This is a genomic window from Actinoplanes oryzae, assembly GCF_030757795.1.
In the GTDB taxonomy this organism is placed as follows: domain Bacteria; phylum Actinomycetota; class Actinomycetes; order Mycobacteriales; family Micromonosporaceae; genus Actinoplanes.
Window position 1 is genome coordinate 13087 of record NZ_JAUQWH010000120.1, and the last position, 14239, is coordinate 27325.

Annotated in this window: 12 protein-coding genes; 4 read left to right on the forward strand and 8 right to left on the reverse strand. The window is 73.0% G+C overall.

What is annotated here, in order from left to right; translation table 11 throughout:
• The first annotated feature begins 302 nt into the window (after positions 1-302).
• Complete coding sequence (locus RBH18_RS30715) at positions 303-1088, forward strand: hypothetical protein (RefSeq protein WP_306213951.1); 786 nt, start codon at positions 303-305, stop codon at positions 1086-1088.
• A gap of 280 nt (positions 1089-1368) precedes the next feature.
• On the opposite strand, the gene RBH18_RS30720 is transcribed toward RBH18_RS30715, so the two are convergent.
• The 6 genes from RBH18_RS30720 to RBH18_RS30740 all read right to left on the reverse strand — a co-directional run bounded on the left by RBH18_RS30720 (position 1369) and on the right by RBH18_RS30740 (position 7687).
• Complete coding sequence (locus RBH18_RS30720) at positions 1369-1845, reverse strand: GNAT family N-acetyltransferase (RefSeq protein ID WP_306213952.1); 477 nt, start codon at positions 1843-1845, stop codon at positions 1369-1371.
• A 20-nt stretch (positions 1846-1865) separates the two neighbouring features.
• A complete protein-coding gene (locus tag RBH18_RS30725) occupies positions 1866-2594 on the reverse strand; it encodes an SDR family NAD(P)-dependent oxidoreductase (RefSeq protein WP_306213953.1) in 729 nt (242 codons plus the stop codon).
• Positions 2595-2626: 32 nt separating this feature from the next.
• Positions 2627-2734: an MFS transporter small subunit gene (locus RBH18_RS44260; protein ID WP_456237644.1), complete on the reverse strand. Its 108-nt coding sequence runs from the start codon at positions 2732-2734 to the stop codon at positions 2627-2629.
• Complete coding sequence (locus tag RBH18_RS30730; RefSeq protein ID WP_306213954.1) at positions 2731-4122, reverse strand: OFA family MFS transporter; 1392 nt, start codon at positions 4120-4122, stop codon at positions 2731-2733. Before RBH18_RS30730 ends, RBH18_RS44260 begins: the two co-directional genes overlap by 4 nt.
• 107 nt (positions 4123-4229) lie before the next feature.
• Positions 4230-4970: an LLM class flavin-dependent oxidoreductase gene (locus tag RBH18_RS30735; protein WP_306213955.1), complete on the reverse strand. Its 741-nt coding sequence runs from the start codon at positions 4968-4970 to the stop codon at positions 4230-4232.
• Between the two features lie 254 nt (positions 4971-5224).
• The gene (locus RBH18_RS30740; RefSeq protein ID WP_306213956.1) at positions 5225-7687 is read right to left on the reverse strand and encodes a LamG-like jellyroll fold domain-containing protein; all 2463 of its coding nucleotides are present in this window, start codon (positions 7685-7687) and stop codon (positions 5225-5227) included.
• Positions 7688-7855: 168 nt separating this feature from the next.
• On the opposite strand from RBH18_RS30740, the gene RBH18_RS30745 reads away from it, so the two are divergent.
• Both RBH18_RS30745 and RBH18_RS30750 read left to right on the forward strand, forming a co-directional pair.
• The gene (locus RBH18_RS30745; protein WP_306213957.1) at positions 7856-8524 is read left to right on the forward strand and encodes a copper homeostasis protein CutC; all 669 of its coding nucleotides are present in this window, start codon (positions 7856-7858) and stop codon (positions 8522-8524) included.
• Positions 8525-8610: 86 nt separating this feature from the next.
• The gene (locus RBH18_RS30750) at positions 8611-9126 is read left to right on the forward strand and encodes a hypothetical protein (protein WP_306213958.1); all 516 of its coding nucleotides are present in this window, start codon (positions 8611-8613) and stop codon (positions 9124-9126) included.
• 6 nt (positions 9127-9132) lie between these two features.
• Here RBH18_RS30750 and RBH18_RS30755 read toward each other — a convergent pair whose 3' ends face one another.
• Entirely contained in the window at positions 9133-10503 is a 1371-nt protein-coding gene (locus tag RBH18_RS30755; RefSeq protein WP_306213959.1) for a UDP-glucose dehydrogenase family protein, read from the reverse strand.
• Between the two features lie 129 nt (positions 10504-10632).
• Here RBH18_RS30755 and RBH18_RS30760 point away from each other — a divergent pair, with 129 nt between their 5' ends.
• Entirely contained in the window at positions 10633-12147 is a 1515-nt protein-coding gene (locus RBH18_RS30760; RefSeq protein ID WP_306213960.1) for a sensor domain-containing diguanylate cyclase, read from the forward strand.
• 54 nt (positions 12148-12201) lie between these two features.
• Here RBH18_RS30760 and RBH18_RS30765 read toward each other — a convergent pair.
• On the reverse strand, positions 12202-14239 hold a 2038-nt coding region (locus RBH18_RS30765), incomplete at its 5' end, for an FUSC family protein (protein WP_306213961.1).

Here is a 14239-nt window from a genome sequence, read left to right on the forward strand (position 1 = left end):
GTGCCTCCTGCCTTTCCTCACGGTGCGTTGCCCCGGTCCCTGCCCTCCCCCATCTACGTGCCGCGGGCCGCTTCGGATGAACGTTCGGGAAGTTCTTTGGCGCGTTTTTCCTCCCATGATCGGTGCGGGCTCGACCATAAGCCCTCTGACCTGGGAAGACACCGTCGCGAAACAGGAAGCTAAGCGAAAAATAAGGCCGGCCGGGGTGACATCGCCGCGCGCGCGTGAACCTTTCGCCCGGGCCGCCCGAACTACCTGACGTGCGGGGCACATTAATAACTGTGCGTGAGGAGATGATCGCTGTGCGGTATCGCGCTGCGGCGGCGGGGGCCGCACTGGCCACCGCTGCGGCTCTGGTCACGTTCCCGGGGGCGGCCGCGGCCGTCGAGCCCGGGTTCGACGTGAAGATCACCGAGTTGCCCGCCACCTTCGGCGCGGGCGCCGAGGCCCGGACCCTGACCGTCGTCGTGTCCTCGGACCGCAACCGCTGCATCAAGGTGCAGTGGTCGCTGCTCGCCCGGGTCGTCGGCCCGGACCTGGACGACCTGAGGGTCACCCGGATCGAGGAGGACGGCGAGTTCGGCGTCCGCCGGCAGGAGGAGGGCAACGTCGCCCGCATCACCGACCGGCAGCTCGACCCGGGCCAGCTGTGCCGCGGCCGCACGGTCACGGCCACCTACCGGATCAGCTTCGACGAGGACGCCGCCACCGGCCGGGTGGTGTTCCAGCCGCAGGCCTTCACCGCCGACGGCACGCTGCTGCAGGAGGCCTCGGGCACGAGCCCGGTCGTCGGCCAGGAGCCGGCCGCCACGACCTCACCGTCGCCCTCACCGGAGGCGTCGCCCGCGCCGACCGAGACCTCCCTGGAGCCGATCGACTCCCCGGAGCCCGAGCAGTCCGCCGACGACCTCGAAGCCGTCCCGGCCGCCGGCGCGGGCGGGCCGCCCAGCCTGCTCGGCCCGGGCCTCATCGTGGGCGCGCTGCTGGTCTTCGTCGGCGTCGCCCTGCTGCTGCGGCTGCGCATGCGCAACCGCGAGGCGGAACGCCGGGCCGCGGCGCTGCCGACGGGCTTCTACCCCAGCCGGTAGCCGCCGGCCGGCCTCAGCCCATTGACCTGCGGCTATGCCATCGGGTGATCTTCCTCCACAATTTCCTGCGGCAAACCTGCGGCAAGCTTCAGGAACCGTTAAGGAAAGGTCGCGGACGGTAGCCCTAGGGTGGGTCCGGCGCGACGAGATCGCCGTCCCAGACCTTACCGAGGGGCCGGATGCCGGTGCCCCCCGGCCGTGCTGCAGCGGCCGGGGGCACCGGCATCTTCGTGTCCCCACCCGCCGGGCAGGCGCTCTCCGAGGTGGTACGGCGCGACGATCACGCGGGCAGCCGCAGCACGGTTTCCTCGATCTCCTCGCCGCGCTGGTTGGCGTACGCGATCTCGGTCCCCGTCGTCCGGAAGCCGAGCTTCCGCAGCACGCGCAGCGACCCGATGTTGTCGCTGGCCGCGCGGGCGAGCACGGGCCGCACCGGCAGGGTCTCCAGGAACCGGCCCACGGCCGCGGTCGCGATGCCGCGCCCCCAGAAGGACCGCCCCAGCCAGTACGTGATCTCGGTGTCGCCGCCCACCGGGAAGTTCGCCACCGTCCCGGCCAGCTCGCCGTCCACGACGATCGCCCGGATGCGGATCCGGGGGTCGCTGCGGATCCGCCGCCAGTGCGCGTCGAACTCGGCCCGGTCGTCCGGATCGTCGGCGGTGAAGGCGGCCATGCGGACGGCGACCGGGTCCCGCGCGAACTCGAAGATGGCGTCCAGGTCGTCGTCGGCCAGGGGACGCAGCTGGATGTCAGGCACCCACCGCAGCCTACCGGTGGTCACACCGGATGGATGCCGCCGTCGACCGTGATGACCTTGTTCGTCAGGTACGGGTTCGTCAGCATCGCCACGGCCATCGCCGCGATGTCCGCCGGGTCGCCGGGCGCGCCCACCGGGATCCGCGGCACGTGGTCGCCGGAGGGCAGCATGCGCGTGCCCGCGACCAGCGCCGGGGCGAGCGCGTTGACGGTCACGCCGTGCGGGGCGACCCGGGGCGCGAGGTGGTGCACGAGCCCGTGCAGGGCCGCCTTGCTCGCCGCGTAGTGCGGGCCGACCACCCCGCCGGTGAGGGCGGCGACCGAGGAGACGAAGAGGATGCGCCCGTACCCCCGCTCGATCATGCCCGGCAGCGCGGCCTGCGCCATCTGCCAGGGAGCGGTGGTGTTGACCGCGAGGGTGTGCGCCCACAGGTCGTCGTCGACCTCGTCCCACTCCTGGGCGATGCCGACGCCGGCGTTGGCGATCACGAGGTCCACGGGCCCGCTCTCCGCGGCGCGCTGCAGCAGGTCCCGGCCGGACTCCGGGCCGCTGAGATCGGCCTGCAGGACGGTGGCGATGCGGCCCGTCCGCCCGGCAGTGGCCGCAGCACGCAGGGCGTCCTCGCGGTGGCCGGAGTAGGAGAGGACGAGATCGGCGCCCGCGCGGGCGAGGGCCGCGGCGAGGGCACCGCCGATCCCGCCGGACGCCCCGGTGAGCAGGGCCCGTCGCCCGGAGAGCGAATCAACCATGGTGATCACTCTACGGACGGCGGGCCCGCGCGTCAGAACAGCTTGGCGGCGGTGATCCCGGTCTCGATCACGCCGTAGCCGAGCAGGACCGTGACCAGCGCCCAGGAGAGCACCAGCCGGACCGTCGTCGTGGTCTTCACGCCACTGCCTCCTTCTCCGCCGCCGCGGGCTTCTCGTGGTAGCGCTCGTCGATCGGCTTGATCAGCAGGTTGGCGACGAACCCGACCGCCAGCACGCCGACCATGGTGAACAGCGCGGGCTGGTACGCCGAGGAGGTCAGCGTGCCCGGCTTGCCCTGCGCGTCGAGGAAGCCGTTGACGATCAGCGGCCCGGCGACGCCCGCCGCGGACCACGCGGTCAGCAGCCGGCCGTGGATCGCCCCGACCTGGAAGGTGCCGAACAGGTCCCGCAGGTACGCCGGAGCCGTCGCGAAACCGCCGCCGTAGAACGACAGGATCACGCCCGCCAGCAGCACGAAGAGCGCGACGACGCTGTCGCCGATCGAGGCGAGCAGGGCGTACAGGATCATGCCGACGCCCAGGTAGACCATGTAGATCCGCTTGCGGCCGATGAAGTCCGAGGTCGACGACCACACGAACCGGCCCGCCATGTTGAACAGCGACAGCACGCCGACGAAGCCCGCCGCCGTGGCGACCGCGACCTCCGACTTGCCGTCCCCGCCCCGGAAGAAGTCCTGGATCATCGGGCTGGCCTGCTCGAGGATGCCGATGCCGGCGGTCACGTTGCAGAACAGCACGATCCACAGCATCCAGAACGACCGCGTCTTGATCGCGTTGGCGGCCGACACGCTCGCCGTGGTGACCAGCGGCTTGGCCTTGATGCTCGCCGGGTCGAAGCCCTCGGGCTTCCAGTCGTCGGCCGGCACCCGCATGTTGGCCACGCCGAACATCATGATCACGAAGTAGCCGATGCCCAGCGTCAGGAACAGCGCCACCAGCGCGCCCCCGCCGGCCACCGAGGTCGCCACGTCCGGGTCGTAGCCCGAGTCGTAGAACGACAGCAGCTGCCGCGACAGCGGGCTCGCGATGAGCGCGCCGCCGCCGAAGCCCATGATCGCCAGGCCGGTGGCCAGCCCGGGCCGGTCCGGGAACCACTTGATCAGCGTCGACACCGGCGAGATGTAGCCGATGCCCAGGCCGATGCCGCCGACCACGCCGTAGCCGAGGTAGACCAGCCAGAGCTGCTCGGTGCTGATGCCCAGCGAGGCGATGAGGAAGCCGGCCGCCCAGAAGCAGGCGGACACGAACATGGCCTTGCGGGGGCCGTTGCGCTCGACCCACGTGCCGCCGACGGCCGCGGACAGCCCCAGCATCACGATCGCGATGCTGAAGATCACGCCGACCGCCGTGGCCGAGCTGTCGAAGTGGGCGACGAACGAGTTCTTGTACACGCTCGTGGCGTACACCTGGCCGATGCACAGGTGGACGGCGAGCGCGGCCGGCGGGATCAGCCAGCGGCTGAAGCCGGGCGGCGCCACCGACCGGCTGCGATCCAGTGCGGACAACATGTGAGGGCGCCTCCCCGGACGGACAGTCAAGATCTATTGAGCCTCATCATCGACCCGCCGAAAACTTGCCGCAACAATTAGCTGATATCGGTTCCCCTTCGGCCTGCTCAGGCCACTCTCAGCGGTCCGGCCCCGACCGCCTGCCGCATCTCGTCCGCGCCTGAGGGATGCACGAACTCCAGCCACCACGTCGCTCCGCCACCGGCCACGGCCTCGATCGCGGCCCGCTCCGCCGCGGGGTCGGGCAAGCGCCGGCGGCCGCCGATCGCTATGTCGAATTCCGGGCGTACGCGAAGCCTCCGCACCTCCTCCGCGGAGAAGTCGCTCCACCCCCGGGTGTCGGTCAGCTTGTACGGAACGATCCCCTGCGCCGTGGCCGCCCGCCGCACGACCGCCCCGGCCTGGGCGCTGCCCCCGACCCACACCGGCACGCCCGTCCCCGCCAGCAGCTCCAGCAGCTCCGCCAGCCGCCGGTCCATCTCCGGCCCGCGAGCGCCCGCGAACGGCTTCGCACCCCGGTCCGCCGGATCCCCGAGTCCCACCCCGAGCACCACCCGCCCCGGCGCCAGGGCGGCGAGCGTGGCCGCCTCCCGGGCCAGCTTCACCGGGTCCCGCGCGAGCAGCCCGGACACCGTGGTACCCAGCCGCACCCGCCCGGTCCGCGCGGCGACGGCCGTCAGCAGCACCCACGGGTCGTACGTCGCCGGATCCTCGCCCCGGTAATAGGTCAGGTAGTCCTCGAAGAACACCCCGTCCCAGCCCGCCGCCTCGGCCCGCACCCCGAGCTCCACCAGCAGCCCGGCCGTGACCCCGTCGCCCCCGCACGGCAGCTCCAGTCCGTATCGCACAGCGCCACCGTAGGCGCCGCACCGGCGGGCCGGGAACTCGTCCCCCGCGACACCGTCGCGCTCCGGGTTGTCCAGCGTCCCGGCATCGATCACGCGGCGCGGTCGTCAGCGGGAGGCGAAAGCCGCCTCCGGGACGCGGAAGTCGCCTCCCGGAGGCGGCAGTCGTCAGCGGGACGCGGAAGTCGCCTCCCGGAGGCGGAACGGGAGCCGGGCCCGGCTCCGAGGGAGGCCGGGCCCGGTTCGGCGGAGCTCGCTCACCGGGCGGGCGCCGCCAGCTGGGCGATCTCGGCCGCCGACAGCGCCCGGTCGAAGAGGCGCACGTCGTCGACCGCGCCGTCCAGGTAGTCGACCGGGTTGCCGTTGTACTTGCCGCGGCCGATGACCGTGGTGCCGGTCGGCTGGACCTGCGGGGCGCAGGCGCTGACCGAGCCGGCGAGCTGCCCGTCGACGTAGAGCCGCAGCTCGCCCTTGACCGAGTCGCGGACGCCGGCGAGGTGGTACCAGCGGCCCGTCTCGGGCTTGGTGGGCGACAGGGCCCGGACGCCCGCGAAGCTCATCGCGAAGCGCTGGTCGGCGCCCGAGTACTGCAGGAAGAAGTCGCTGACGGTGGCGCCGTCCTGGCTGACCACGGTCTGGAAGGCGCCGTCGGCCTTGTCGAGCTTGACCCAGGCGCTGGCCGTGTAGTCGGTGGACGTGTCGAGGATCGGGGCGCCCGTGTCGGCGTACTGGGAGGAGCCGTCCAGGGAGAGCGCCTCCCCGGACGAGCCGGAGACGTAGCCGGGGTCGCCGATCAGCGTCGCGTCGTGATCACCGGCGGCGTCGGCGGGAGTGCCGTCGAACGGGTAGGCGGCGATGCCGGTCAGGCCCGGGGTGCCGGCCGGCGGCTGGGGAACGTTCCCCGCGCTGCCGTCCGCCGACGCGATGATCTCCCGGTTGATCCTGCGGACCTGGCCGAGGTCCATCTTGGCGACCTGCCGGTCGTACGTCCAGAAGCCGTTGAGCTCCCCCTCCACGTCGGTGATCTGCGTGTAGATGGCCGCGCTGATGCCGCACTGCTGGGCCGAGGCGATGACCGCGCGCTGGTTCTCGACGTACTTGCGGGTGAGCGTCGCGGAGTCTGGCTCCATCTCGTACGCCTGCCCGTCCCCGAACCACATGTGGTTGGACGTCTTCAGCCCGAAGCCGCCGTGCTCGCCGTCGATCGCGACGCGCGTGGCATCGGGCTGCGGGGTGGCCGGGCCGAGGTACTGGTGATGGTCGATCACGTCGCCGCGGCCCGAGTCGCCGTGCGAGTTGCAGCAGTTGACGCCGCTGTGCGCGTTGACGAGCCGGCTGGGGTCCTGGGCCTTGACCTCGTCGGCGATGCGGCCGGTGGCGGCGCGGTCCCACTCGCCCCAGCCCTCGTTGAACGGCACCCAGGCGACGATCGAGGTCCAGCTGCGGTGCTCGCGGACCATCTCGTGCAGCTCGGCCTCGAACTGGCCGCGCCACTCCACCGGGATCGGGCCGGTGTTGGCGGCGGGCATGTCCTGCCAGACCAGCAGGCCCAGCTTGTCGGCCCAGTAGTACCAGCGGTCGGGCTCGACCTTGATGTGCTTGCGGACGGCGTTGAAGCCCATGACCTTGTGCTGCTGCAGGTCGAACTTGAGCCCGGCGTCGGTGGGCGCGGTGTTCAGCCCGTCCGGCCAGAAGCCCTGGTCGAGCGTCGCCATGTTGAAGAGGATCTTGCCGTTGAGCGCGATCCGGTTCTTGCCGTCGGCGCCCTTCTTGATCCCGATCTCCCGCATCCCGAAGTACGAGGTCACGGTGTCGACGACCCGGGACCCCTGGAGCAGCTCGACCTTGAGGTCGTACAGGTGGGGATCGTCGGGGGTCCAGAGGTGCGGCCTCGCGACGGGCAGCGACAGCGGGGCCCCGGCGGCTCCGGTGACGGTTTTGCCGGCCGCGGTCGCGCGCACCTTCAGTCCCGTGGCGCCGGTGACGTTCGCCGTCAGCTTGAGGGAGTTGTCGGCGAGCGAGGGCGTCTGGACCAGCTCGGTGATGCTGCTCGCGGCGACCGGCTCGATCCAGACCGTGCGCCAGATGCCCGAGCTGCCCTGATAGAAGATGCCGCGGTCGCTCTGCCGCCGCTGCTTGCCGATCGGCTGCCCGGTCGCGTCGGTGAGGTCCTCGGCCCAGACGATGAGCTCCTGCGGGCCGCTTGCCGTCAGCGCGTCGGTGACATCGATGTCGAAGCCGTCGTAGCCGCCCCGGTGCGTGGCGACCTGCGTGCCGTTGACCCACACCTTGGCGTCATAGTCGACCGCCCCGAAGTGCAGCTGCAGCCGCTGGCCGCCGGTCCGCCAGCTCGCCGGCACGGTGAACGTCCGCCGGTAGAACATGCGGTCCTCGTGCCGCTGGATGCCCGACAGCGCGGACTCGATCGGGTACGGCACCAGCACCCGCTCGCCCAGCGACCTGCCCACGGGCGGGGCCTCGCCGACGGCGGCCTTGGCGAACTCCCACACGCCGTTGAGGTTCTGCCACTTGCCGCGGACGAGCTGCGGGCGCGGGTACTCCGGAAGCGCGTTGGCCGGGCCGACCGCGTCCGTCCACGGCGTCGCGATCGGCGGGATGCCCTTGTGCCAGGCGGGCTCGGCGGCCCGGGCCGGGGACGCCACCGCGGCGGCCAATAGGCTCGCCACCGCCGCGACGGCGAGATGTCTGTTTCTGATCATGTGTGGGGGATCCCTTCGGAGCGGAGAGGGATTGACCTACGGCAATGAACGAGACCTCACACATTTCAACAACGTTGCTCATGTAACGTCAAGATTTCGAGGGAAGATTGTCGATGTCCCGGACCGAGGCGAACCTCGCCGTTCAGCTCAATGTGGGACGATGCGCCCGTGCCAGAGACGATCTTGGAAGTCATCGCCCTCACCCCCGACGACGCCCGCGCCGCCGCCGACGGCGGTGCCGACCGGATCGAGCTCGTCACCGACATGAGCGCGCAGGGTCTCACCCCGGACCCCGGGACCGTCGCGGCGGTCCGGGCCGCGGCCGGCCTCCCGGTCCGCGTCATGCTGCGCGACACCGACGGGTACGCGGCCCCCGACGCGAACGCCCTCGCCGCCACCGCCCGCGCCCTCCGCGATGCCGGGGCGCGCGAGTTCGTGCTCGGCTGGCTCACCCCGGCGGGCGACGTCGACCTGGCCGCCCTGGAGACCGTCCTGGCCGCGATCGACGGCTGCCCGTGGACCTTCCACCGCGCCCTCGACCACGCCGCCGACCGCCAGTCCGCGTGGCAGGCGATCAAGGGCCTCCCCGGCCTCGACGGCGTCCTCACCGCCGGCAGCCCCGCCGGCGTCGAGTCCGGCCTGGGCACCCTGCTCACCGAGGCCGGCAACACCCCGCCCGTCCTGGTCGGCGGCGGCCTCCGGCAGCACCACCTCGCACCCCTGCTCGGCGCCGGCGTGCGCGCCTTCCACGTCGGCAGCGCGGTCCGCCCGGGCGGCTCCTTCGCCCTCCCCGTCGACCCGCACCTGGTCGCCCTCTGGCGCCGCATCCTCCCGTGACGTGCCGCATCCTCCCGTGACGTGAGGTGTCGCGCAGGGCGAGCGAGGGGTTTACGTCCATCGTGGACACCTGCGAGGTTCGGGACATGCTCAGATCGCTCACCGCCGTCGCGGCGGGAATCCTGCTGGTCCTCGCGTCCGGCGCGCCCGCCCGGGCCGACGCCCCGGGCGCGGGCTGGGAACGCATCCCCAGCCCGCCCTTCGACTACCCGGCGGGCGTGCCGTGCGCCTTCGCCATCCACGCCGACCCGGTCGTGGACGCGGTCTACTACAAGACCCTGAGCACCCATCCCGACGGCTCGGTCCACGTCGAGGCGGCGACCGGCCCCCTCGTCTACCGCCTGACCAACGTCAGCACCGGCGCCACCGTCCGCGGCAACGCGAGCGCCAGCGGCACCGCGACCCACCACGAGGACGGCGCCGTCACCATGCGGAACCACGGCCCGCTCCTGGTCGCCATCCGGGCGGGCCAGAGCAACCTCGAGCCGGGCTACTACGAGATCACCGGCGCGGCCTGGCGCCTCGACATCTCCGCCACCAACTACCGCACGGTCTCCGGCGGCTACCGGATCGCCAAGGACCTCTGCGCCGCCCTCGGCTGACCGGCGTCAGCGGGAGCCGGTCACCGACAGGTAGCGGTAGCCGAGCTTCCCGAGCTTCTCCGGGTCGAGGGTGTGGCGGCCGTCGAGGATGACCGGCGACCGCATGAGGCCGGCGAGCTTGCCCCAGTCCAGGTCGAGGTACTCGGACCACTCGGTGACCAGGACCACGGCGTCGCTGTCGTCGAAGACCGCCTCGACGTCGCCGGCCAGGTACTGCACCAGGTCGGGCTGCTCGCGGCGGAAGCGGTCGGCGGCGACCGGGTCGTGCAGGCTGATGCGGGCGCCCCGGTCGAGGAGCATGCGGGCGATGTCGAGGGCCGGGGCGTCGCGCATGTCGTCGGTGTCGGGCTTGAAGGCCAGGCCCAGCAGGCCGATGCGGCGGCCCTTGAGGATGCGCAGCTCGTCGAGCAGGCGGTCGACGACCAGGCGGCGCTGGAGCTGGTTGACCTCGCGGGCGGCGCCGACGATCGGCATCTCGAGGTGGTAGTCGGCGGCCGTGGCGATCAGGGCGGCGGTGTCCTTGCCGAAGCAGGAGCCGCCCCAGCCGATGCCCGGCTGCAGGAAGCGGGAGCCGATCCGGGTGTCGAGGCCGATGCCCCGGGTGACCTGGGTGATGTCGGCGCCGACGCGGCCGGCGAGCTGGCCGACCTCGTTGGCGAAGCTGATCTTGAGAGCGAGGAAGGCGTTGGCGGCGTACTTGATGAGCTCGGCCGAGGCCAGGTCGGTGGAGACCATCGGCACGGCGCCCAGCTCCGCGGGGCGCGGCAGGTACGTGGGCGGGGTGAACGTCTGGTTGAGCAGCGACCGGTAGAGGCGGTTGAGCACGTCGAGGCTGCGCGGGTTGTCCGAGCCGACCACGACCCGGTCCGGGTAGAGCGTGTCCTTGATCGCGGCGCCCTGGCGCAGGAACTCGGGGTTGGAGGCGACCGAGAACTCCCCGTTGCTGCGGCGCTCGTGGGTGCGCTCGAAGGACTCGCGCAGGATCGAGTCGACCCAGTTGCTGCTGCCGATCGGAACGGTCGACTTGTTCACCACCACGGTGAAGCCCTCACCGATGTGTGCCCCGACGCTCTCCGCCGCCGAGCGCAGGTAACGCAGGTCGGGGTTGCCGTCGGGCAGGGACGGGGTCTGCACGGCGATGAAGACCACGTCGGCGGCGGGCACCGCGTCGCCGTAGTCGGTGGTGAAGCGCAGGCGCTCGGCGGAGTCGGCGAGCAGGCTGTCCATGTGCGGCTCGTAGATCGGCGACTTGCCGGCCGAGAGCATGTCGACCTTCGCCTGATCGAGGTCGACACAGGTCACGTCGTGGCCGAGAAACGCCAGGCTGACGCCGGTGGTGAGACCGACGTAACCGGTTCCGACGACGCACACCTTCATGGGCGTACTCCCTCTCGCGCTCCGCCGGGCGGGAAGTACCCGGTCGGTCGAACGGTAGTCGGTCGGGTCACCAGGACCCGCACCACCCGGATGCTCAGGCGCGTCACGCCGGTGCCGATGCATACCGTCGTGACTCCCGGCATTCAGACGCACACCGACGGCGACGCTGTCGCGGTGCTCTCCCCGCGCGCCGAGCAGCTGCGGCTGCTCGTCGACCTCGTGGAGGCGATGACCCGGGACATCCCCTCGCTGGCCCATGCCCTGCAGCTGATCTCGCGACGGCTGGCGGGCCCCTGCGGGCTGCGCGCGATCACCGTCTTCACCCTGGACCCCGACGACGGGAGCCTGCGCGTCGCCGAGACCGCCGGACCGGCTGCCGCCGACGATCTCAAGGTCGCCGGGCGGGTGTTCCGCGTCGCTGCGGGAGCGCCGGGAGTGCGTGTCCACGACCGTACGGCCCTGAGGTTGCGCATGGGCGGCCAGACGCACGGCGTCGCGGTGCTGACCGGTGAAGGGTTGGACAACTTGCTCCCCGAGGTCGCGGCCGGGGTGGCCCTCCAGCTCGCCGCGACCCTGCAGGTGCTCGCGGCCGAGCGCGACCGCCAGTACGTGGTCCACGCCACCGACACGATCAAGCGCATGTACGAGGAAGGCGCCGGCGCCCGCTCCGTCGAGGCGGCCGGCCAGGTCCTCGCCCGCCTCACCAACGACGCGTTCCGCACCGATCGGGCCGCCATGCACCTGATCGGCCCCGATGGGCGGATCGGCTACGTGACCGGCATCGGCATGTCCCCGGAGACGGAGGCCGCGCTGGCCCGGTCGCTCGAGGGCCGGCGCGCCGCCGACTCGCCGCTCTGGCACACCGTCCACGAGCTCGGCGCCCCGCTGCTGCTGGACGACACGGCGACGGCCCGCACCCGGCCCGGCGGCGTGGTCGAGACCCTGGGCCTGCGCTCGCTCATCGCGCTGCCGCTGATGTCGGCCTCCGGCCCGGTGGGCATGGTGCTGTGCGGCGACACCTCGGGCCCGCGGCACTGGAGCGGGCGCGACCGCACGCTCGCCCAGCAGATGGCGCTCGAGGGCGCGCTCGTCGTCGACGGCGCCCGGCTGCGCCAGGCCGAGCAGCAGCACGTCGCCGAGCTCACCCGGCAGGCGTACCACGACGCCCTGACCGGCCTGGCCAACCGCACCCACCTGCTCGAGCGCGCCGAGCAGGAGGTCGCCGCGGCGACCGCGGCCGGCGAGCGGCTGGCCCTGCTGCTCATCGACCTGGACGGCTTCAAGCGGGTCAACGACACCGTCGGCCACCACGCCGGCGACGCCCTGCTCCAGGCGGTCGGCCGCCGCCTGCAGCGCGCGGTCCGCGGCCACGACCTGGTGGCCCGCCTCGGCGGCGACGAGTTCGCCGTGCTGCTCACCCGCGACCCGGACGAGGAGCAGGCCGAGGCGATCGCGCAGCGCCTGCACGAGCGGCTGTGCGCGCCCTACACCGTCGAGGGCGGCCGCATCGACGTCGGCGCGAGCGTCGGCATCACGATGTTCCCCGCGCAGGGCGCCGGCATGGCGGGCCTGATGCGGACGGCCGACGCCGCCATGTACCAGGCCAAGCGCACCGGCGGCGGCGTCCTCGCCGCCACGGCCTGAGCCTCGCCGCCACGTATCGCCGCACGTTCTCGCTGCCGCTTTTGCCGCGGCGGCTCAGGCGAGGTTCACCGGCACCGGGCCCGCGCGGTCCGGGCTGCCGGCGATGCGGGACAGGTCCTCGCGCAGCCCGTCGAGCCACACCCGCAGGTCCGCCAGGTGGTAGAGGTCCCGGCCCAGGTCGGTGGGCCAGGGCAGCTCGGGCGGCGGCCCGGCCGGCGCCTGGCGCCGCTCGGCGAGCACGGCCGCCGCGGCCGCCTCGAACCGCCCGGCCACGTCGGCGGCGGCCGCGTCGAGAACGGTGGCGCACGGGAGCAACCGGCCCTCCGGGGTGACGCGCAGCAGCGCCTCGGCCCCGCGCACGGCGTGCTGCCCGGCGATGAGCGTGGCCTGCCAGTCGAGCGGCGCCGGGCCGTGCCGCTCGGTCTGATAGAGGGCGTACGACGCCTCGGCCAGCCGCTCGTCCCGCCGCGCCCGGGCCAGCGCGCCGTCCTGGGCACCGTGCCGGGACAGGACGCGCACCGTCTCGCGCACCACGCCGGCCCCGTCGGCCAGGAACGCGGACGTGGCCCGGTGCAGCTCCCCGGCCCCGCCGCGCGGCCACGCGAACAGGCCGATGAGCACCCCGATCACCGCGCCGACGGTCACGTCGAGCACCCGGGCCTCGGCCAGCCGCCAGTCGACCGGGGCGAGCTGCGCGAACACCAGGGCGATCGTCACCGTGAACAGTCCCTGGCCCCAGGCCGGCCCGAGCACCGGCCCCGCGGCGTTGCCGACCAGCATCACGAGCGGGAGCGCTATGGCGTACACGACGGGGTGGACACCGACGACGAGCAGCACCGCAGCCGCCACCGAGCCGAGCACCGTGCCCACCAGGGCGGGCCGCAGCGCGGACCGGGTCTCCGCCGCGGACGTGCGCAGCACCGTGAGGATCGTCAGCAGCACCCAGAAGCCGTGCGACAGGTCCAGCACCCCGGCCAGCACGCGGGCGACGCCCAGCGCGACCGCCAGCCGCAGGGCACCCTGGAAGTAGACCGAGCGCGGGGTGAGATTTTCCCGCAGGCGGTGCCACCAGAGCCGCCACGCTGGCTGCCCGGCGAACCAGTAGCGGTCCGAGGGGTGCACGGGCTCGCCCGCCACGATCCGCAGCTCGGTGACGAGGTTCTTGGTCCACTCCCCCACGCTGAGCGCGTGCGAGCCCAGCCGCAGCAGGTCCGGATCGACCCCGTCCGGATCCGTACGCTCCCGGGCCGCCCGGAAGTCCGCCAGCCCGGCCGCGATGAGGTTGGTGTCGGGCAGCTCGCCGTGCCCCCGCAGATAGTCGGCCGCCGCCTGCGCACAGCCCGCCGTCACCCGCACCAGCTCGGCGGCCTCCGCCTTGCCCAGGGCGCCCCGGTCGTCGTGGAAATAGAGGTCGACCGACCGGCCCAGGATCAGCCGCGCCGTCCCCGCCGCCGCGCTCAGCGCCCGGTCCCGGCGCCCCGCCGACGCCGGCCGCTGGATCGCCGGCAGCCGCGAGGGCCGCAACGCGTCGCTGGCCTCGGTCGCGTCCGGCAGCAACGCCGCGAGCCGCTCGCGCCCGGCCGGGTCGCCCGACCACATCGCCGCCACCGCGCCCAGGCACCCGGCGACGGCTTCGACCGCATCACCCAGCTTCCGCCGGTACGGGACCGGCGTGCGATCCGGCCACAACCACAGCTCCGCCGCGGCGAGCAGCAGCACCGCCAGCGTCACGCCGGCCAGCCGCCACGGCAGGGCGCCCGGGTCGTACGGCGGGAAGGACGGCAGGATGTAGAGCAGCTGCATCCCGGCGGCCAGCCCCACGAGCCGCGGCCCGCCCACCCCGGCGAAGGGGATCGCGAAGCCGAGCACGACCATCCCGGCCGCGGCGGTCCACGTGCTGACGCTCAGCAGGGTGCCCAGCGTCACGAGCACCCAGCACACCGGCAGCACGGCGAGCAGGGTCCGGGCCCGGCGCCCGGGACTCCCCCAGATCTGCGAGAGCACGCCGAGCGCGACGACGCCGAACAGCGCGTACGGGGCCATGGCGGGCTGCCCGAGCACGTACCGGCAGAGGAAGAAGCCCAGGCACGCG

Coding starts and splice junctions, on each gene's coding strand:
- RBH18_RS30755 (WP_306213959.1), bottom strand. CDS start 10,503: ATGAAGGTGTGCGTCGTCGGAACCGGTTACGTCGGTCTCACCACCGGC.
- RBH18_RS30740 (WP_306213956.1), bottom strand. CDS start 7,687: ATGATCAGAAACAGACATCTCGCCGTCGCGGCGGTGGCGAGCCTATTG.
- RBH18_RS30750 (WP_306213958.1), top strand. CDS start 8,611: ATGCTCAGATCGCTCACCGCCGTCGCGGCGGGAATCCTGCTGGTCCTC.
- RBH18_RS30730 (WP_306213954.1), bottom strand. CDS start 4,122: ATGTTGTCCGCACTGGATCGCAGCCGGTCGGTGGCGCCGCCCGGCTTC.
- RBH18_RS30725 (WP_306213953.1), bottom strand. CDS start 2,594: ATGGTTGATTCGCTCTCCGGGCGACGGGCCCTGCTCACCGGGGCGTCC.